Origin of the sequence: Sphingobacterium cellulitidis (assembly GCF_043187465.1) — a bacterium.
Lineage (GTDB): Bacteria > Bacteroidota > Bacteroidia > Sphingobacteriales > Sphingobacteriaceae > Sphingobacterium > Sphingobacterium cellulitidis.
In genome coordinates this window covers 430,368-451,178 of sequence record NZ_CP171136.1, presented here as the reverse complement: position 1 = coordinate 451,178, position 20,811 = coordinate 430,368, and the positions used below count along the sequence as shown (strand labels likewise).

The following is a 20,811-nucleotide window of genomic DNA, read 5'->3' as shown; positions in this document are numbered from 1 at the left end:
TTGCATAAAATTTCAAAGTAATGGCAATCAAGCGTTCTACAACAAAGAACAGGAAAAAGCAAACCAAAACATCCTTCATGACAAAGCTTAAAACCATGGTCCTTCCCTGGGTTTTACGTGGGATCATTGCTTTTTTTGTATTATCTATACTTTGGGTCATTGCCCTTCGATTTACTAACCCACCAATTACCTATTTAATGTTACAACGTGGGTTTGAAAGGAAAGCAGACGGAAAAGGTTGGAAATTAGAAAGGGAATGGTTGGATTATGATGACATTTCAGACAACCTAAAACGTGCGGCCTTAGCCGGAGAAGACGCTCATTTCATGACGCATAATGGTTTTGATACCGAAGCCATCAAAGAGGCATTTGAAAAGAACAAAGAGGGCAAGCGCTTGCGGGGAGGAAGTACGATAAGTCAGCAAACAGCGAAGAATGTATTCTTATGGCCGGGACGATCATGGTTCCGCAAAGGCTTGGAAACCTATTTCACTGTACTTATTGAAGTTTTTTGGAGTAAAAAGCGGATTCTGGAAGTGTACTTAAATGTGATCGAAACAGGTCAAGGAGTATATGGGGCAGAAGCTGCAGCAAAGTATTATTTCCATAAATCGGCGAAAAGCCTCACTAAAAAGGAAGCTGCCTTGATCATTGCTATTTTACCAAGTCCACAAAAGTGGGATGCTAGAAGACCTTCGAATTATATCAATCGAAGAGCTAATAGCATCGTCAGGTATCTGAATTATTATTCTATTCCAGAATAAAGCCTTATTTATAGATTTCTACGGTAATTTTTCCATCGGCAGTCACAGTACCTCTGTACATTCCTTCCGTATTGAAAGGCATGGCAACTTCACCATTTTTATCTATGGCAATCATACCACCATCACCACCTAATTTACCGATTTCATCGATGACCTCTTGGGAAGCTTTTACGAGATTCATTTTTGCATATTGCATTTTTGCAGACACGTTAAAGGCAGCCACAGAGCGAATAAAGAACTCACCCCAACCCGTACAAGAGATGGCTACAGTTGCATTATTGGCATAAGTTCCGGCACCAATAATTGGAGCATCACCTACCCTTCCAAATTTCTTATTGGTCATTCCACCAGTTGAGGTACCTGCAGCCAGGTTTCCTTGTTTATCCAATGCTACACAACCTACTGTACCGAATTTCTCATCTTTATATGGGGGTAAGAATGCCTTTTGATCATCATGATCGAGTTCAGCTCTTTCTTGATCTCTTTCTAAGGCACGTTGAAGACCTTCCCAGCGTTGTTTGGTCCAGAAATAAGCAGGATCGACGATTTCAATTCCGTTATTTTTGGCAAATTCTTCGGCACCTTTCCCCACCATCATCACATGTTCAGATTTATCCATCACGGCTCTTGCAGCAGATATTGGGTTTTTAATGTTTGTAACTCCAGCGACTGCACCAGCCTTTAAATTGGAGCCATCCATAATGGCTGCATCCAGTTCATTCTTACCTTGATTGGTAAAAACGGCACCTTTTCCAGCATTAAATAAAGGTGAATCCTCCATGACATGAATTGCTGCTTCAATAGCATCCAAGCTTGAATTTCCTTGTTTGATCTGATCGTAACCAGCCTGTAAAGACTCTGTAAGTTTAGCAATGTAGGCTTTCTCCAAAGAGTCAGTCATGTTCTTTTTAAGAATGGTTCCGGCACCGCCGTGTATCGCCAAAACATACTTGGGTTTGGACTTGGATTGGGCAAAAGAAGCTGTAGAATTCGTCATAATACTCATTAAAATTAATAAGCAGGTCACACTATATTTCATAATCAGATTTAGTTTAAAACAAAGATTGGAATTAAATCCTACAAAAACAAAAGGGGTGGAAACGCCTTGATCCACCCCTAATTAATCCAAACTGTTAGTAAGTTTTATTGTTTTGTCACTGTAAGTTTTGCTTTATTATTACCTGAAGATAAGTCAACTACGAAGACGTAAGTTGCTCCGGCTTCCAAGGTTTTATCTTTTTGTAGACCTAAGTTTCCTGGGTCACGACCATTCTTACCATCTCCAATTAAAATCAAATCACTTTCCGTTGTCAGGTCTGTGTTTTTGAATTCCCCATTCCAACCTTTTTCATGGAAGAATTTAAAGTTGATATCATTGGTATTGATAGATTGACCACCCACTACGGTAACTTGATATTTCTTACCACCAATTGGGGTCATACAGATTGCATTGCCTGGATTCCAATCAACTTGATTTCCTGCAACTGTTGGTTTACCGATACCTTGTCCGATAATCCAGATTGCACCCGTTCCATCAGCATTTAATCGAGCTAGATCATTACCATTCATGGCTTCCACTTTCACATATTTATTTTTCAAATCTGCGATAAAGCGGTATTTGCCAGACATTGCATTGAAATAGTATTTATTACCATCCTGACGGATATAATCTTTATCTACCCACCATCCTGCTGGTAAACCTTCAAAGATTAATTCTTCATCTTTATTTACAGTAAGATCTACCGAGAAGTTATTATCATCGATCATCTGCATGTCAGTATCATTCAGCGCATAGCGTAAGAAAGGTGCTGCAACATAGGTCAGGGTATTGAATGAAATCTTATATACTCCATCAAATCCATTTGAAAATGGGATAGGGGTATTTATTCCTTGAAGAACAGCTTTATTTTCCCATCCGAATTGCACTGGATTTCCAAATTCACCGACTTTAGGAGCCTCAATATAAGCTGGCGCTTTCATTTTAAAGTCATCAGTAACTTCATATTGATTAGGGCCTACTTTTGCCATTCGGTAAGTTTTTCCTTCGGCTACCAAGTTTAGGTAAGGGAAATCAGGTCTTGAAAGACTGATTACTTTCTCCTGGGTTGTACTTACCATTTGAACGTTTTGAAGCGTAAATCTCAATAAACCAGTTCCATTAGGGATATTTTTCAAAAATGGAACAAATAGTTTACCTGAATAAGCTCCAGCATCCTTTGTACGGATGGTTTTTTCTGAAACAACCTCATCATTAAACAGTAACTGTACTTTTAAAGTTGATAAAGCAACACTTTTATCTGATACATTTACCGAGAATTGTAAGCTATCAGCAAATAAAGATGCTGTAGGACTTTTTACAATTTCAATGGCAGGTTCCCCACCGCCATAAGGTACGATTAACTCATCTTCTTTACAGGAGAACATTAAGCTCAAAAGAAGTGAGAAGGCTAAATAATTGATTAATTTTTTCATTTTTTCCAAGAATAAGAAACAACAGAACCAGCTGGAATATCATAAGTGAAATGATTCTTTCCATCCTCAATTACTATTCTAGAATTACTTCCGTTTCCATTGGCAATAACAAAAGCATAAGTACCATCTGTATTTTTGAATGCCGCATAGGACAATCCAGCATCCGTATATCCTTCAGATCCGATACGCACTGCACCTGGTTTTACCACTGCAGACATATGGCCGATAATATAATAGTGTGAATTCTTACGAATGGTTTTATAATCTGCTTTGCTGATATCTACAGCGCCATAACAAGTTTGACAACCGCCTTCACGATTTGGTCCACGTTCAGAGTCCAACATCAAGTTCCAAACGATCACCCCTTTACTCCAGTTATTGACAGTACCCAAGGCAACCTCACGCATATCTTCCAACAATCTTTTTCCTAAGGCATGACCGTCATTCCAGGTACCGATGGAGGTTTCCGTAAAGATGATATCCTTATTTGGTGCTTTGGCATGGATATCCAACAATTCTGCTTTATCTCCACCGTAGTTATGGTAAGCTGAACCTGCAAAATAAGCTGCAGCAGCAGGATCTTCAAAAATCTTGATCGGGTAATCTTGTTGTTCCGGCATATTATCATAATTATAGTTATGATCAAATGCATAGATCTTTGTGGTCAATCCTGCAGCTTTCATTTTCGGTCCAAGGGCATTTTTCACGAAAGCCTGTTGTTCATTCCAGAACATAACCAATGAAGCTGAGTTTTTATCGTTTAATGGTTCATTTTGAGTGGTGATGGAATAAATATTAATTCCATGACCTTTCATTGCTTGAATCCACTTTACGAAATAGGTAGCATAATCCTGATAGTATTTAGGATTCAAATGGCCACCAGTCCAAGAGTCATAAGGTTTTAGTTCCGTTAGGTTATTCACCTTCATCCATTTTGGAGGAGTCCAGGGAGAACCCATGATCTTGATATCGGGATTAATAGCTAGGATTTCTTTTAGAACAGGAATAACATATTCCAGCTCTTCAGATTGTAAAGCGAAATTTTCGATACCTGGTTCATCTGCTAAAGTATATTCATCTAGCGAGAAATCCGAACATCCGATAGCGATACGGATATAACTTTGGCCCATTCCTTCCGTCATAGAGAAAGTTTCTTTCAGAAATTTCGTACGATCAGCAGGTGCCATTTTCAACAAGTTATATGCTGTAGAACCCGTGATTGCTGCGCCAAAACCATCCATTGTTTGGAATTTTTTGCTCTCATCAATCTTGATGGTCTTAGTTCCCATATTACTACTCTTACTGAAATCCAGGTAGGACTTTTTGAAGTCATGGCTTAAGGATCCTGTTGTTGTGTAAACCAACACATCGCCTTTCGTAGGTTCAACCGGAGTCACGGGTTCACCGCCACCATTGCCAGTATCACTACCGCATGCCGTCAGAATACTGGAAAACATGCTGGCAACTAATATATATTTCTTTAAATTATTCATCGTAAAATATTAATAACCTAGATTTTGTTTGATTTTAGGGTTTTCGTCAATGATAGATTGCGGAATTGGCAAGCGATATGAGTTTTCTGTGAAAGGATAAACTTGTGCTTTTCTTCCAGAATCTTTAGCATAAACAGCATTCATCACTGACTCCACTTTGTTCAAGCGAACTAAATCATACCAACGTTGTCCTTCGAAAGCTAGTTCTAATCTTCTTTCAGTCAACAATGCAGTCAACATAGCATCTTTGCTTCCTTTGGAGGCATTGGTTAATTTAGGAAGTTTCACCCTTTGGCGGATCTGATCAATGATGGTTGCTGCAGCAGCTAGATTTTGTGAGTCACCATTGATTAAAGCTTCAGCCTTCAGCAACAACAAGTCAGCATAGCGCAATTTGATAATATTACTAAAGGCAGAACGTGTTTTATACATGAAAGGATAATGGTTTGCCGGATAATAATTGCTCCAAGTCGTTTCGTAATACACGATAGACTCAGCAGAGCGGATCTCATCTCCTTCGCGGGTGAATGCATTGATTAAGTCCCTTGAAGGAGTGATCCATTTTGCCCATGTAAAATTGCTATTGTAGTTAGAAAGATCGCGACCAAACATCCAGGTTACCCAGTTACCATTTCCAGCAAAGAATTGCGTTTCTAAAATCGATTCTTTACTATTTCTGATCAACGGCTCGGCATTTCCATCTTTCACACCAAATAAATTCTTATAATCTGCTTCCAGTTCAAAACCATCTGAAGTTAGTTCATCCACATACTGAATTACTTTCGCATAATTACGAATAGGTTTTTCTGCATAAATCTTTGCCAATAAAGCTCGGGCAACAGATTTGGAGAACTTGGTTTTATTTGCTGAATTATTGGATGGCGCATCTGGGATAACTTCCTCAAGTTCTTTTGCCAAGAACTCATACACTTCCTTTTCAGGAGTTTGACTCGGGAAATAATCATTATATACCTCTTCAATATTTTCAGCTGTAATATCTCTACCTACGGTAGTAACCAAAGGGATATCTCCCCATAGGCGAACCATATCAAAGTATACCAATGCTCTTAAAATTCGAGCTTCAGCTTTATATTGTTTTCTTAATGCTGTAGATAGGGAATTATCTTTCACTGAATCCACATTGACAATCAAGATATTTACTTTCGCAATATCTTCCAGATACCGATTCCAATCACGTTGTACTACTGAATTGGAACCTTCAATACCATTATTTTCATAAGGCACCACTTCCGCACCAGTAGTTCCGGCATATGCATTATCCGAATGTGATTCAGCGATCAGCATTTGGTCTAGATACCAGTGTTCCTGTCTATCACGAAGGATATTATATAAACCTTGCATATAGACATCTACAGCGGCTTTATCTTTAAAGACTACTTTTTCTCCTTCTTCATTTACTCCTTCAGTCAATTCAGAATATTGACCAAGAGGATCCTTTTCAAGAGAGCAGCTTGAGATGAAAACTGTACTTAGTACAGCTATCATTAAATTTTTTAAACTAAATTTCATTGTTCTCATCATCATAATCTTAGAACTCCATATTTAATCCAAACACGAATGACCTAGTTTGAGGATAAGTACCCCAATCTAAACCTTGCACCCTACCTGAATTTCCCCACTGGTTAACCTCTGGATCCAAGCCTGAATATTTAGTTAAGGTGATTAAGTTAGTGGCAGAGATAAATGGAGCCAATTTATTAATTCCAATTCTGGATAAAGCTGGTGCTTTGATGTTATAAGAAAGGGAAACATTTTTCAGGCGGATATAGCTACCATCTTCTACAAAATAAGAGGAGTTTTTCATATCATAACCTGCTCTTGGCACATCTGTTATTTGGCCTGGTACTCTCCAACGTTGTAATACGCGAGTAGATTGGTTTTTACCATCATACATCCCTTCCATATCCATTCTAGACACATTGTAAATATCATTACCTTGCGATCCTTGGATAAAGACGTTCAGGTTAAATCCTTTGTAAGAAACGGAATTTGTAAAGCCGAAAGTAAAGTTAGGGTTTGGATCACCGATATATGTTTTATCGTTCACAGTTACTTTACCATCACCATTGATATCCTTGTAAATCATGTTACCAGTTTCAGGATCAACGCCTTCACTTACATATCCAAAGAAACCTCCTAAAGGTTTTCCAGCCTCATTTCTTACCACAGCTTCATTCACATAATCCGTCGTATTGGCATCAAAATAAACAGGTTTCAATTTTAATTCGGCGAATTTATTTCTATTGAATGAAATATTAAATCCGGAGTTCCAAAACCATTCACCTTTAAGGATATCTGCATTGATATTAGTTTCAAAACCACGGTTGTTCATTACGCCTTCGTTTCTTTGAATTTGGGTGAAATTACCACTACCTGGTATATCAACATACATCAACATATCTGTTGTTTTCTTGTAATAGTAATCTAGGTTTACGGTCAATCTATTATTAAAACCAGTAAAATCTAATCCGACACCCGTTTGGGTTGTTCTTTCCCAGCCTAAATCTTTAGTTCTTAGATTAGCTTGTACAAAGGAAGGTACATCATTTGTTTTTCCTTCTTCAAACCAAGGGGAGCGGATAATATTGTAGCGAAGCAGGTAAGCGTAGTCACCAATACCTGATTGGTTACCCGTTTGTCCCCAACCACCACGTAGTTTCAAGTCGTTCATCCAAGTAACATCACTCAGGAATTCTTCAGATGAAAGTCTCCAAGCGGCAGAAATTGAAGGGAAAGATGACCAACGGCGAGTAGGATGTAATTTAGATGATCCATCAAACCTTAAATTGGCAGTAACTAAATATTTTCCATCATAATTATAGGATAGACGACCGAAATAAGACATCATCGCCCAATCCGATGCATCAGAACCCGTTCCTGTCCAAGAAATTTTATTGGCTACATTCAGGGTTTCAATAAGGTCATTCCTAAAATGAGAGCCCATTATAAAACTACTTGAATATAATGAACTTAACCAGGCTGAACCAGCCATCGCTTCAAAGTTGTTTTTATTGATGCTTTTGTTATAGGTCAAAGTATTATCAAAGGTTAATACGGTGTTCATATTTCTAGAATCCGTTGCTTCTCCATATTGATTTCTTCCCCATGAGGTAGACAATGGATCCAAGAAAGTTGAAGAAAACGCATTTCTTCTATCGATAGCAAATAAGGTTTTGAAATTTAAGCCTGGAGCAAAGTGTACCGTTGCTGATCCTGAACCGATTAATCGGTTTTCACGATTTTTATTATTTCCTGTAGTTGCTAAATTCTCCAATGGCGAAGTAACATTCAATCCATAAAAGTTATTATAGAATTGTTTTGGATTGAATGGATCCATAATAGGCGCAAAGGTTGGGGTATTGACAGTTGCTAAAACTACTCCGCCTCTGTTGGAACCTGTACCTTCAACCATTCCATTTCCATTATAATCTGCGTAGGAGAAATTGGCATTAATGGTCAACCAATCCCTAACTTTATTTTCAATATTTCCTCTGAAGTTATAACGTTTGAAAAAAGTAGAGTTCACAATACCTTTATCATCTACATAACCACCTGAAAGGAAGTATTTGATTCTTTCAGAACCATCTGAGATTGAAAGTTGATAATCTTGGGTTAATCCGTTGCTGAAAGTTTCGTCAAACCAATTTGTTTGGTCGGTCAATCCGTCCGGCAATTTCACGATTCCGATTTCATCCATCAATTCTTTGTATTGCGCCGTATTTAAAGGCGTAATTTTGCTGGTTACTCGGTTCTGAGTTGCCAAGGCATTTAATGAGATTTTAGGACTTCCTACTCTACCTTGTTTTGTAGTAATTAAGATTACCCCATTTGCTGCCCTTGATCCATAGATTGAAGCTGAAGATGCATCTTTTAAGATTTGCATATCGGCGATATCTGTAGGCGAAAGGAAGTTAATATTGTCAACAGTTACCCCATCTACTACATAAAGCGGGTCATTACTTCCGTTGAAGGAAGTCGTACCACGGATACGGATCGAGGTTCCACCACCTGGAGCACCAGAAGGTTGAGAAACCGTTACACCCGCTGCTTTACCTTGAATCGCTTGGTTGGCATTGACGATTGGTCTTTCGTCAACGTCTTCCATGGATATCGAAGAAATAGCGGCAGTTACATCTTTTCTTTTGACAGAACCATATCCAATAACCACCACATCTTCCAAAGTGTTTGTTACTGCACTTAGGGCAATGGTCATTAAAGAGGTTTGTACCACCTGTTCCCGGCTATCGTAGCCTAGGAAAGATACTCGAATTTTAGAGTTTGCTGGAACATTTTCGAGTGTAAATAGTCCAGTGTTATCCGAAGAGGTAGATGCTGACCCTCCGATAACGGTGATTGTAGCGCCAATAATAGGTTCATTGTTGGCTTCGTCTATAACCTTTCCAGAAACTTTGATTCCATTTTGCGCGAATGCAAAATTTGAAAAAACAGATATCATAAAAAGGAAAAGACCGATACTAACTTTAGTAAAAAGTTTCATACGTCTTATAATCAGTTATTAGATTAATAAAATAATTTAGGCAATACCTAAACTTCCCAATCCAAAGTTAAGCAGGGTGCTAAGTTATATTAAGCATTTGGCGGCTGTGAAATCAAAAAAGTAACTGAAGTAAAGCAATAACCATTGTTTTACAGGCTATTAGACGCTTTTAAAAAGAAAAAAAGTAAAGGATTTTGCTAAAATTTTAGGTTACCGATCTCCTTAATCTGTTCATCGAAGTCCTCTTTGCTCCCTAAAACTTTATTTCGAACCTTGACACGGTAGTTGTAAACTGTCCGTAAAGAGTAGCGAAGGAAGCGTGCGATTTTGGTAGAATCGGAAATTCCTAGTCGAATCAAAGCAAAGATTCGGAGTTCAGAATTTAACAATTCATCATGCTTCAACGTCAATTGTTCTTCGGGTTTTAGGAGTTTATTAAACTCCTGAATAAAGGTTGGATATAGATTTAAGAAGATAACATCGAAATTGTGATATAAATCGTCCAATTCGGTCTTGATAAAATCTTGAGATTTGAGCTCTTTGCTGAGTTCATCCAATTGGTTATTGGAAATTTTCTTTAATATTCCTTTCCGGGTATTGTCCAGTTTATCAATATAAGAAGAGCATAATTCAAAGAATTGAGCCATATATTCTTCCTTGATATGATTGGATTCTTGAAGGTCCTGATTCACTTTAAGCAACTGCCCATTTAGGCCTTGCAACTCATTATTAAGGCTTTTCAGGTCCTTTCGGGTTCTTTTCAAACGCTTCATCTGCATATAGAGAATAATGAAAGCGACCAATAGGAGGATGGACATGAAGGAAATGGTATATAGGAAATTCTTGAGTTGATTTTTATTCGCGAGTTCTTTTTCCTGAAAGGCGGAATTGATGATCGGATAAAAAGAGGAGTTTTCAATAGTCCTAAATCTCACATTACAAAACAAAGCATCTTCCATCGCTTCTTGAATAAACAAATAAGCGTTGTCAATTTCGTTCCTCTCGAAATAAACCAGTGCTAAACTTTGTAAGGAGGCATTATCTTTTACGGTATTTTTAATATCGGTAATTGCAGAAAGACCCAAATAATAGATTTCCTTTTCTTGGTCATCTTTATTTTTATAGAGTAGGCCTAGAAAATAGGCAATAACAGCTCTTTCATGCTGGGGTTCTTTATATTCACTTAATAGCTGCAATAATTCTTTTTCGGCTTTATCATAATTATTACCGAACAATGCTCGCGTTGCAGAGCTGATGCGATGTTCTCTGGAATCAACAGGGAGTACACTCAACAAAGAATCGCGGTAGATTCCACTTAAAGTAAAGTACGGGTAATGATTTGTACTTTGCCCGTAATGGGAATAAAAATCGGAGAATGCACGATAGTAATCAGCTTCTTGTTCGCTTGAGAGGCTTTGCCGAGGGATTCCTTTCAGGATCTCACTGGACTCAATAAATCTACCCGCGGAAGAGTATAACCCGGCTAATTGTATATCTACCTCATTTTTTTTAACGATATCATTGAGCTGCTGCGCAATTTTTTTATTCTCATTGACATAAAATATTGCGGAATCAATTTGGTAGGTCTTGAATTCATCATATAATTTTTCCTGGAATTCATATCGATCATTAGGCGTACGCATTAATTTAAGGCGTTCCTTGATATCGAATATTTTCAATAATTTTTCCTTTTCGAATTCGATTTTTCTACCCAGAACTTTTTTAAGTTCGCGTTCAACCGAGTCCTTAGGACTAATATCTGCATTAGCGCTTACTGTTGAACCTTGGAAAATCAAGATTAACAAGCATAATACAGAGCAGAAATTATATTTTAATTCAAGTTTAATTTTCATTTTGTTCTTCGTCCCACCAGTCACTTTTCAAATCATCGATTTCACGTCGATCTTTTTTTGTTGGCCTTCCAGTTCCACGGTCTCTTTTTAAGATTGGGGCATGGAAAGATGATTTAAAAGCATAGGTATCTTCTACTGGTGTATGGTCTTCATAAAATTGGATAGCCGTTTTAGCATCTACACGACGTTCAAGTAAGCCAGTTACTTTGAGGACTTTCCGTTCGATTCCTTTTTGCACGCTATAGGTTTCACCGACTTTCACGACGGCTGAAGGCTTTACATTTTGCCCATTGAGCTTAACTTTACCAGCTTTGCAAGCTTCTGTTGCCAAACTTCTGGTTTTGAATATACGAATTGCCCATAAGTATTTATCAATCCGCAATTTGTCTGATACTTCCGCCATCCTACAAAAATAGTCATATCTTCTTAATTTTGCCCCTCTTGTAACTCACATATCATTAAAATTCTCCATATTTGTTATTAATTTAAAATTAGTTTCAACAATATTATGCTAGACAACACAACCCTTCAAAAATTAATAGAAGAAGCTTGGGAAAACAGACAATTATTAGAGTACAAAGAATATTACGAAGCCATTGAGTTCGTTATCCAACATTTGGACAAAGGCGAACTACGTGTTGCTGAGCCAGTTGGTGAGTCTTGGTATGTTAATGATTGGATTAAAAAGGCTGTCATTCTTTACTTCCCTATCCGTAACATGGAGGTGATCAAGAATGATCCGTTTGTTTACCATGACAAGATGAAACTGAAAACGAATTACAAGGAAATAGGAGTTCGTGTAGTACCAGGAGCATCTGCGCGTTATGGTTCATTCTTGTCGAAAGGTGTTATCATGATGCCTTCGTATGTAAATATTGGTGCTTATGTGGGTGAAGGAACGATGGTTGACACGTGGGCAACTGTTGGATCTTGTGCACAGATTGGTAAAAATGTTCACTTGAGCGGTGGTGTTGGTATTGGTGGGGTATTAGAGCCTGTTCAAGCTGCTCCAGTAATTATTGAAGACAACGTATTTGTAGGTTCAAGAGCCATTGTTGTTGAAGGTGTTCGCGTTGAAGAAGAGGCTGTACTAGGTGCAAACGTAGTATTGACAGCATCGACTAAGATTATTGATGTTTCAGGTCCTGAGCCTATTGAATATAAAGGATATGTTCCCGCACGTTCAGTGGTTATTCCAGGATCATATACCAAGAAATTCCCAGCAGGAGAATATCAGGTTCCTTGTGCATTGATCATCGGTCAACGTAAGGAATCTACAGATAAGAAGACATCATTGAATGATGCGCTTCGTGATCACAATGTTGCGGTTTAATCCATGGCAATGAGACCTTATATAGATAAGGAAGATTTAAACCAGGCCTTAGAAACATTAAAATCTGGTGGTTTGATTCTTTATCCTACTGATACGATTTGGGGAATTGGTTGTGATGCGACGAATCCTGAGGCGGTAGAGAAAATATTTGCTTTAAAAGGTAGAGATAAAGGCAAGAGCATGATTATCCTATTGGGTAATGATAATCAATTGGTTAGTTATGTGCGTGAGGTTCCTGAAGTAGCTTATGAGTTATTGGAAGCTAGCGAAAAACCATTGACGATTATTTACTCCAATGCTAAAAATCTAGCGCCGAATGCGATTGCAGAGGATGGTAGTATTGGTATTCGGGTGGTCAATCATCCATTTTGTGAGCAACTGTTACAAAGGTTTCGTAAGCCAATCGTTTCGACCTCAGCAAATATCAGTGGAGAGCCTTCAGCCAGGAATTTTTCAGAAATATCTGAAGATATAATACAAGGCGTAGATTATGTGGTTAAATTTGGTCAACAAGAGTTGTCGAATGGGACTGCCTCTACGATTATGAAGTTGGACCCTAGTGGTAAATTTGAATTTATAAGAAAGTAAATATGAAAAAGATTATTTCATTCTTTATTTGTGCATTAGCATTTATTGCTATCAGTAATGCGCAGACTGCAATTCAACCGGCAAAGGCTGGAGTGAATTACGGGAAAAAAGTAGATAAAAAAGGCGCTATCACTGTTAAGCAACTTGAAAAGAACTTAGCTAGCCAGGAGACTTACACCGGAAAAGTTGAGGGTGAAGTGGTTCAGGTTTGTACCAAGAAGGGATGTTTTCTGACTTTAAAGACAGAAGCCGGCAAAGAACCTATCATGGTAAGATTTACGGACTATGGTTATTTTGTTCCGCAGGACCTAATTGGAAAAACTGTTGTTCTGGAAGGAAAAGCTAAAGTTAAAGAAACTACGGTTGAATGGCAGAAGCATTATGCTGAAGATATGGGCAAGAGCAAGGAAGAAATTGCCAAGATCGACAAGCCTAGAAAAGACATTTCACTAGTTGCCGATGGTGTTCTAGTTGTAAAGTAGACTTAAAAGACTTATTTTGGGGGCTGCAAATGCGAATTTGCAGCCTTATTTTTTTATTAATCTTACGTAAATGTCAGTTTTTCAGACCGTTCCTTGCCAGAGCATCCGACTCGGCAATCAACTTATGACCTTTGAAACTCCAAAAATCATGGGGATTCTAAATCTGACACCAGATTCTTTTTTTGATGGCGGCCAGCATCAATCGGAAGATTTAGCTCTTGCCCATGCGGAGAAATTATTAATTGAAGGTGCTGATATTCTAGACATTGGAGCTTATTCAAGTCGCCCCGGAGCAAAGGAAATTAGTCCTCAAGAAGAATTGGACCGTGCCATCCCTATTATTGAATCCATTCATAAACATTTTCCTAAAGCGATTCTATCTATCGATACTTTTCGTGCTGATGTGGCTAAAGCCTGTGTGGATGCTGGCGTCCATATTATCAATGATATTTCAGGTGGGACCTTGGATCCGGAAATGTTTACTACCGTAGCAACACTACAAGTACCATATATATTAATGCATATGCGCGGAACACCTGCGACTATGCAAAAATTGACCGATTATGATGATGTTGTCAATGATGTAGCCGTTAGTTTAGGGCATAGTATCGCCAAATTAAGACAGTTGGGTGTAAAGGATATTATTCTTGACCCTGGATATGGATTTGCAAAAACCATAGACCAAAATTATGATTTGCTGTTACGCATCAATGAGCTGCACTATTTTGGATTGCCCCTTCTGGGAGGTATTTCTAGAAAGTCTATGCTTTATAAAAAAATCAATTCTACCGCCGACCAAGTATTACCTGGAACAATCGCACTTAACACCTTATTGCTTGAACGAGGAGCCCAACTATTGCGGGTTCACGATGTCAAGGAAGCCAAACAATTAATTGAAATTTTTTACACTTGATTATTTTGAAGAAAACGAGAGATATTATCACCATCGGATTTGCTTTATTCGCCATGTTCTTCGGAGCTGGAAACCTATTACTCCCACCCTATATCGGAATACAAATTGGAGATCATGTCGGGATCACCATTTTAGCCTTTGGACTGACTGGGATACTATTACCTTTTTTCGGGATTTTGTCAGTTGTCAATTCAGGAGAATCTTTCCAGGATTTAGGAACTCGGATCAATCATTTCCTTTCCCCAGTTCTAGGGACCATCATCATGCTATGTATCGGCCCATTGATTGCCATCCCAAGAACAGCAGCCACGACTTTTGAGGTCGGAATTTTACCTTCCTTTCCCAATTCAGATCCCTTATGGACCTCTATTGGCTTTTTTGCAATTACTTGGTTGCTTACGATAGCACCTTCGAAAGTCGTCGACATCATCGGTAATATTTTGACTCCACTCTTGTTAATTTTATTGATTAGCCTGATTGGAATGGGCGTATTTGCGCCAATGTCAGATTTTAAGGAGTCTTCATTGGATACTGCTGAATCCTTTACCTTGGGTTTTGTAGATGGTTACCAAACATTGGATGTATTAGCATCAGTAATCTTTGCGGGAATCATTATTACAGCCTCTCGTACGAAGGGTTACAAAACTATTAAATCCAAGAACCAAGTGGTTATTGCCGCTGGAATCTTGGCTTCATCCTGTTTATTTATTATTTATGGTGGTTTGATCTACCTGGGTGCAACTTCTGGAATTGAAGATCTTGCGATTAAAAGATCTGAACTATTAATCCATATTTCCCGTGCTATCATGGGACCTTTTGGAACGATCGCCATTGCCATCAGTATCGCATTAGCATGTCTGACAACAGCAATCGCATTGACATCAGCAGTCGGAACATTCTTTTCGACCTTGACCAATGGGAAATTGAGCTATAAGGTATTAGTGACTGTATGTTGTATTGCATCTTGTATCTTATCGATCACTGGTGTGGATAATATTATCACTTTTGCCTATCCAATTTTAACTTTTGTTTACCCAATTGTGATTACACTAGTTCTTTACACGGTATTTTTTGGAACGTTTGTGAAGAATAAAAAGCCATACGTGGCAGCATTGATCGCCTCTACGGTGATTGCAACTCTATCTTTAGCAAAGCATTTTAACTTATTGAGTGAGACCACTCTTTCAACTTTAAATCATACTCCATTTTTTAAATATGAATTGGGTTGGGTAGTACCTTCCTTTGTTTTATTTGTGCTCATGGTACTTATCAGTGGTACTGGAAAATCAAAAGAATAAGTCTTATAAGAATACGGACAATATTAAAAACGATAGCAGATCAAAATTGATCTGCTATCGTTTTTTATAACAGCATTATTTCACTAACTTGCATAAAACCAACAAATTATGAAAGCCAGAAACGTATATGACCTCCTTTTTAAAGCCATTGGGATATTTATTTTTATCTATAGCTTGGAGAGCTTAAAGAATCTTTTCATTTATCTATTTATTCCATACTCCTTTGAAAGGCCATTTCAGCTAGAAAATTATTCTGATTTAATATTAAACATACTATACTTTTTGATCGTCTTCACAATTTCATATTTTTTTGTTTTTAAGACGGATAAAATATTGAATAAATTACCTCAGGATACCTTTAGGAATGAAGAGGATATTGATTTTTCAGGGAATACTCAAAATAGCTTTCGAGTGATCTTGATATCCTTTGGGGTTTACCTGATGATTACAGAATTCCCAATTTTTATTTCTGGAATAATCCGTCAGGTTATGGTAGTCCAAAACAATGCTGATGATTTCGGTTTTGATAGATATTACCTCTGGATTGCCTTGATTCGCTTGGTATTTGCTTTCTTTTTGATCTTTGGATCAAGGACTATAGGTAGTTATTTTTTCAAAGAAAACAATGGAACTGACCCAAATAAAAAAGAGGTAGCCTGATTATTGGCTACCTCTCAATATATTCTTAGCGTATCTAATTATCTCACGATGCTACCAGCGGAGATATCAGTACTTGGTCTTACAAAGTCTAAACGACCATCAGCATCTTCCGCCATCAAGATCATTCCTTGTGATTGAATTCCTTTGATTTCACGAGGTTCCAAATTCACCAAAATAGAAACTTGTTTACCAACAATCTCCTCAGGAGTAAAGTATTCCGCAATTCCCGAAACTACAGTGCGCTTATCAATACCTGTGTCAATAGTCAGTTTTAATAATTTCTTAGTTTTAGCTACCTTTTCCGCAGTTAAGATTCTTCCAACACGGATATCCATTTTCATGAACTCGTCGAAGTTGATATTAGCTTTTTGTTCTGCTTTCGGTGCTGCCAAAGCATTGCTCACCTTCGCATTTGCTAATTTATTCAGTTGGAATTCTACTTGTTCGTCTGTAATCTTATCAAACAATAATTGGGTTTCACCTAATTGATGTCCTGATTCTAATAAATCCGATTTACCTGCATCATCCCAGTTCTTCGCCGCAAGATTCAACATCTCAAATACCTTGGTACTTGTGAATGGCAAGAATGGTTGACCTAGCAATGCAAGGTTTGCAACGATTTGACTAGCCACAAAAAGAACTGTTTTCACGCGTTCCTCATCTTGTTTGATGACCTTCCATGGTTCCTCATCAGCAAGGTATTTATTCCCCAAACGGGCAACATTCATAAATTGAGCCAATGCCTCGCGGAATCTGTATTGCGAAAGGGATTGCTTAATCAAATCTGGCAAAGCAGAAAGTTCTTTAAGAACCGCTAAATCCGATTCTGTTAATGGAGAACCCAACAAGACTTTTCCATCAAAATATTTATGCGAAAGCACCATCACACGGTTCACGAAATTACCGTAAATAGCGACTAACTCATTGTTAACACGTGCTTGAAAATCTTTCCAGGTAAATTCAGAGTCTGAAGTTTCCGGTAGAATCGAGGTTAACATATATCTCAATTCATCTTGTTTTCCTGGGAATTCCTCTAAATATTCATGTAACCATACCGCATGATTTCTAGAAGTAGATAGTTTATCGCCTTCTAGATTCAAGAATTCGTTTGCAGGAACATTCTCTGGTAGAATATATTCTCCATGAGCATGAAGGATTGCAGGGAAGATAATACAGTGGAAAACGATATTATCCTTACCAATAAAATGGATTAATGTGGAGTTATCTTCAGCATTTGGTTGTTGCTTCCAATATTTTTCCCAATCCTTTCCTTCATCAATTGCCCACTGTTTTGTGGCAGAAATATAGCCTATCGGAGCATCCAACCATACATATAGTTTCTTTCCTTCCGCTTCATTCAATGGTACATCTACTCCCCAGTCTAAATCCCTAGTCATTGAACGTGGTTGTAATCCTGATTTTAACCAAGACTGACACTGTCCAAATACATTTGATTTTAACTCATTCTTTTTGCCTTCAATCAGCCATTTTTCCAACCATGGTTGATATTTATCCAATGGCAAATACCAGTGTTTGGTTTCTTTAAGTACAGGTGCTTTTCCGCTAAGTGTAGATTTTGGGTTAATTAAATCCGTAGGATTTAAGGAAGTACCACATTTTTCACATTGGTCACCATAAGCTCCTTCATTTCCACAATGCGGACAGGTACCAACGATATAGCGATCTGCTAGAAATTGATGATATTCTTCATCGTAATATTGTTCTGAGAATCGCTCAATAAATTCACCTTTTTCATATAAATTCAAAAAGAATTCTTGCGATAATTGATGATGGATTGGCTCAGACGTACGATGGTAGATATTAAATGAAATACCGAACTCTTCAAAGCTTTCTTTGATCTGTTGGTTGTATTTATCTATAATCTCTTGAGGCGTTACACCTTCTTTTTTTGCTTTGATGGTAATAGCCGCCCCATGCTCATCGGATCCACATACATAAACAACATCCTTGTTGTTCAAGCGCAAGAAACGTACGAAAATATCGCCGGGAATATAAGCTCCAGCAAGGTGACCTATATGTAATGGGCCATTAGCATATGGCAAGGCCGAAGTAATGGTATAACGTTGTTTACTAAATATATCCAATTTGATTGCAAATTAATGTTTAATAAAGAGCCCTTTTGGCTTAGGGAACAAAGATAAGGCAAATTGAAGTATTCTACTATCACTTAGGACATTTTCATGAAGAATAGCCAAAATAATTTTTTTAATCATAAAAATTATCTTCTTGATCTATGGTAAGAATGCTATTTTTAGGAATACGTATCTTCGATTCAGTTACAATAACTATTAATAATTATGAAAAATTCAAGAATTGACTTAGGACTATTGATCATTCGCTTAGGATTCGGATTGACGATGATTGCATTTCATGGCTTACAAAAATTAATGGGTGGCCCCGAAAGATGGGCTGGAATTGGAAAATCAATGGCAAATTTAGGGATAGATTTCATGCCAACGGTTTTCGGATTCAGTGCCGGATTAGCAGAAACATTAGGTTCTTTACTATTGATGCTCGGATTATGGACACGCCCAGCAGCAATAATTCTTGCAATAACCATGTTAGTCGCTACCTTGAACCACTTGGCAAAAGGGGATGGATTATCAGGTGCATCCCATGCAATTGAATTTATGATCGTTTATATTGCCTTCGCTATTATGGGGCCAGGTAAACTTAGTATTGATAAGAAATAATAGATTTTACATAAAAATAAAAAGGCTCTACTGAACAGTAGAGCCTTATATATCTTATAAAAAAAAGAATATTATTTAAATACCGTGGCGTGCCAACTGTCTTTCATTGGTACCTCCCACTTTTCTGCTAAATCGCCTTCTGTCTGAACTAAATTATTGAAAACTATAGTATCAGCATTCACTTCACCTTCTTTGCACAAGGCTTCAAACACATCTCTTGACACCAATTGAATGTTGTTTTCATTATCTCTATAGCTGATCAGTGTTCTATTGAACAATCCTATATTAAGTTCTTCCTCCAACTCTTTCAAAATCCTTACAGATTTATCAATTGAACAACCGGTAACCTGAGCAATCTCTTCATCTACTGTAAGAACAATAAACAAATTATTAATAATTTCTGCCTTACCAGCCAATTGACTACCATGTGCAGTCCACTCTTTGATAAAAGAATCTAACTTAGCCTGAGCTATTTCATGCTCCGGTTGAGTAAAAAAACGATCTGCCTGATAAATCCAAACTTTTTTCATATCTCAAATTATTAATGAGTGTAATAAGGAGAAATCATAAGATATACAATTACTCCTGTTACTGCAACATAAAGCCACATTGGATAAGTGATGCGAGCCAATTTCTTATGGCGTTCATATGCACCAGCAATCCCTCTAACAAAAGTAAATAATACGAATGGGATAATGATCACCGATAAAATGATATGTGTCACAAGAATGAAAAAATACACATATCTAATGACTCCTTCTCCTCCATAACTGGTCGAAGTGGACGTCATATGGTAGGCTACATACATTAATAGGAATAAGGATGAGAAAACCATACATAACTTAATCAGGTTCTCATGCATTTTTGCATTTCCTCGCTTAATCGCAGCTACTGCAATAACTAAACAAACCGCAGTAAGTCCATTGATGGTCGCATAGATAGGAGGCAAAAAGCTAAGTGGTTCTACATCGTAGCCCATTTTCTTAAGGTTAATGCCAAATAACGCTGCCACTGCTAGAGGAATGATAATAGACAAGGTCCAAATTATTCCTTTATATTTCTTTTCTTCTTCTGTCATTCCCATAATTACTTTCTCTCTACTTTTAATGGATTATTTCTAACCTCTTCTACTAATTGAACTTTAATTTCATCCTCTAAACGATCTAATTCAGATCTCAATGAGATATCATAAAAACCACGAATTCGTTTTTGCGAATCAATCAGAACAAATTGATTACTGATAATAAATTTGCTACTATCTCCCGGAACTGCCATTGCTTCTATTAACATGGACGACCTTGCGTAATCAAAGATATCTACACTTGGTTTATTAACAACGAACCAATGTGGATTGATTCCTTTTTGATAAGGGGCAATATACTTTTGAAGATCCGATGCAGAGTCATGAGGATCTACAGAAATAGAATATAGTTCAACTTTCGGATTAGATTTGAATCTAGCAGCAATGGTACTCATATCGTGAACCAGCTGTTTTGATAATCCTTGATCTCTTGTATAAAATAAATGAACCACAGATACGGCTGTATCTGTTCCTAGAAATTTCACCGGTTTATCATCATAATTCATGAATTCAACCGGGGATAACTGATGAAAAATAGTATCCGGGATTTCTCTCCCCATTACTCGCCTCATTTCACCAGAAAGTATTTTGTCTCCGAACACTGGTAACTTTAGATACTCATTAGAGCCCATTTTGTTAAC

Annotated in this window: 19 protein-coding genes; 8 read left to right on the top strand and 11 right to left on the bottom strand. The window is 37.6% G+C overall.

The window, feature by feature from the left end; genetic code table 11:
- The first annotated feature begins 77 nt into the window (after positions 1-77).
- On the top strand, positions 78-764 hold the full coding sequence (mtgA, locus tag ACF3OC_RS01990; RefSeq protein ID WP_256962497.1) for a monofunctional biosynthetic peptidoglycan transglycosylase: 687 nt from the start codon (positions 78-80) through the stop codon (positions 762-764).
- 4 nt (positions 765-768) lie between these two features.
- On the opposite strand, the gene ACF3OC_RS01985 is transcribed toward mtgA, so the two are convergent.
- The 7 genes from ACF3OC_RS01985 to ACF3OC_RS01955 form a co-directional block, all read right to left on the bottom strand.
- The gene (locus tag ACF3OC_RS01985) at positions 769-1,770 is read right to left on the bottom strand and encodes an isoaspartyl peptidase/L-asparaginase family protein (RefSeq protein ID WP_371128714.1); all 1,002 of its coding nucleotides are present in this window, start codon (positions 1,768-1,770) and stop codon (positions 769-771) included.
- Positions 1,771-1,907: 137 nt separating this feature from the next.
- Positions 1,908-3,236: a DUF5125 domain-containing protein gene (locus ACF3OC_RS01980; protein ID WP_094280284.1), complete on the bottom strand. Its 1,329-nt coding sequence runs from the start codon at positions 3,234-3,236 to the stop codon at positions 1,908-1,910.
- Positions 3,233-4,729, bottom strand: coding sequence for a glycoside hydrolase family 30 beta sandwich domain-containing protein (locus ACF3OC_RS01975; protein WP_094280285.1), 1,497 nt, complete (start codon positions 4,727-4,729; stop codon positions 3,233-3,235). Before ACF3OC_RS01975 ends, ACF3OC_RS01980 begins: the two co-directional genes overlap by 4 nt.
- Positions 4,730-4,738: 9 nt before the next feature.
- Positions 4,739-6,235 (bottom strand): RagB/SusD family nutrient uptake outer membrane protein, encoded by a 1,497-nt coding sequence (locus tag ACF3OC_RS01970; RefSeq protein WP_256962499.1) that lies wholly within the window; start codon positions 6,233-6,235, stop codon positions 4,739-4,741.
- 43 nt (positions 6,236-6,278) lie between these two features.
- The gene (locus ACF3OC_RS01965) at positions 6,279-9,248 is read right to left on the bottom strand and encodes a SusC/RagA family TonB-linked outer membrane protein (protein ID WP_392470765.1); all 2,970 of its coding nucleotides are present in this window, start codon (positions 9,246-9,248) and stop codon (positions 6,279-6,281) included.
- A gap of 197 nt (positions 9,249-9,445) precedes the next feature.
- Complete coding sequence (locus ACF3OC_RS01960) at positions 9,446-11,101, bottom strand: DUF6377 domain-containing protein (RefSeq protein WP_094255591.1); 1,656 nt, start codon at positions 11,099-11,101, stop codon at positions 9,446-9,448.
- Positions 11,091-11,504, bottom strand: a complete 414-nt coding sequence (locus tag ACF3OC_RS01955; RefSeq protein WP_094255592.1) for an RNA-binding S4 domain-containing protein — start codon at positions 11,502-11,504, stop codon at positions 11,091-11,093. The genes ACF3OC_RS01960 and ACF3OC_RS01955 overlap by 11 nt, the downstream gene beginning before the upstream one ends.
- Before the next feature lie 105 nt (positions 11,505-11,609).
- On the opposite strand from ACF3OC_RS01955, the gene ACF3OC_RS01950 reads away from it, so the two are divergent.
- The 6 genes from ACF3OC_RS01950 (at position 11,610) to ACF3OC_RS01925 (ending at position 16,375) form a co-directional block, all read left to right on the top strand.
- On the top strand, positions 11,610-12,434 hold the full coding sequence (locus tag ACF3OC_RS01950) for a 2,3,4,5-tetrahydropyridine-2,6-dicarboxylate N-succinyltransferase (protein ID WP_094280287.1): 825 nt from the start codon (positions 11,610-11,612) through the stop codon (positions 12,432-12,434).
- Positions 12,435-12,443: 9 nt separating this feature from the next.
- Complete coding sequence (locus tag ACF3OC_RS01945; RefSeq protein ID WP_094280342.1) at positions 12,444-13,022, top strand: L-threonylcarbamoyladenylate synthase; 579 nt, start codon at positions 12,444-12,446, stop codon at positions 13,020-13,022.
- Between the two features lie 2 nt (positions 13,023-13,024).
- Positions 13,025-13,504 carry a DUF4920 domain-containing protein gene (locus tag ACF3OC_RS01940; RefSeq protein ID WP_094255595.1) on the top strand — a complete coding sequence of 160 codons (480 nt, stop codon included), beginning with the start codon at positions 13,025-13,027 and terminating at the stop codon, positions 13,502-13,504.
- Between the two features lie 70 nt (positions 13,505-13,574).
- Positions 13,575-14,417, top strand: a complete 843-nt coding sequence (gene folP, locus ACF3OC_RS01935; RefSeq protein ID WP_094280288.1) for a dihydropteroate synthase — start codon at positions 13,575-13,577, stop codon at positions 14,415-14,417.
- Between the two features lie 5 nt (positions 14,418-14,422).
- Positions 14,423-15,715 (top strand): branched-chain amino acid transport system II carrier protein, encoded by a 1,293-nt coding sequence (gene brnQ, locus ACF3OC_RS01930; protein ID WP_392470761.1) that lies wholly within the window; start codon positions 14,423-14,425, stop codon positions 15,713-15,715.
- A gap of 108 nt (positions 15,716-15,823) precedes the next feature.
- Positions 15,824-16,375 (top strand): hypothetical protein, encoded by a 552-nt coding sequence (locus ACF3OC_RS01925; RefSeq protein ID WP_094280289.1) that lies wholly within the window; start codon positions 15,824-15,826, stop codon positions 16,373-16,375.
- Between the two features lie 38 nt (positions 16,376-16,413).
- Here the strand turns inward: ACF3OC_RS01925 and metG are convergent, their stop codons facing one another.
- Positions 16,414-18,480, bottom strand: a complete 2,067-nt coding sequence (gene metG, locus ACF3OC_RS01920; RefSeq protein ID WP_094280290.1) for a methionine--tRNA ligase — start codon at positions 18,478-18,480, stop codon at positions 16,414-16,416.
- 213 nt (positions 18,481-18,693) lie between these two features.
- Between metG and ACF3OC_RS01915 the strand changes: the two genes are divergently transcribed.
- Positions 18,694-19,089 (top strand): DoxX family protein, encoded by a 396-nt coding sequence (locus tag ACF3OC_RS01915; RefSeq protein WP_094255602.1) that lies wholly within the window; start codon positions 18,694-18,696, stop codon positions 19,087-19,089.
- A 71-nt stretch (positions 19,090-19,160) separates the two neighbouring features.
- On the opposite strand, the gene ACF3OC_RS01910 is transcribed toward ACF3OC_RS01915, so the two are convergent.
- The 3 genes from ACF3OC_RS01910 to ACF3OC_RS01900 all read right to left on the bottom strand — a co-directional run bounded on the left by ACF3OC_RS01910 (position 19,161) and on the right by ACF3OC_RS01900 (position 20,730).
- Positions 19,161-19,619, bottom strand: a complete 459-nt coding sequence (locus tag ACF3OC_RS01910; RefSeq protein ID WP_094255604.1) for a hypothetical protein — start codon at positions 19,617-19,619, stop codon at positions 19,161-19,163.
- Between the two features lie 11 nt (positions 19,620-19,630).
- A complete protein-coding gene (locus ACF3OC_RS01905; RefSeq protein ID WP_256962500.1) occupies positions 19,631-20,101 on the bottom strand; it encodes a DUF420 domain-containing protein in 471 nt (156 codons plus the stop codon).
- A gap of 74 nt (positions 20,102-20,175) precedes the next feature.
- Positions 20,176-20,730 (bottom strand): SCO family protein, encoded by a 555-nt coding sequence (locus ACF3OC_RS01900; RefSeq protein WP_392470758.1) that lies wholly within the window; start codon positions 20,728-20,730, stop codon positions 20,176-20,178.
- Positions 20,731-20,811 lie beyond the last annotated feature (81 nt).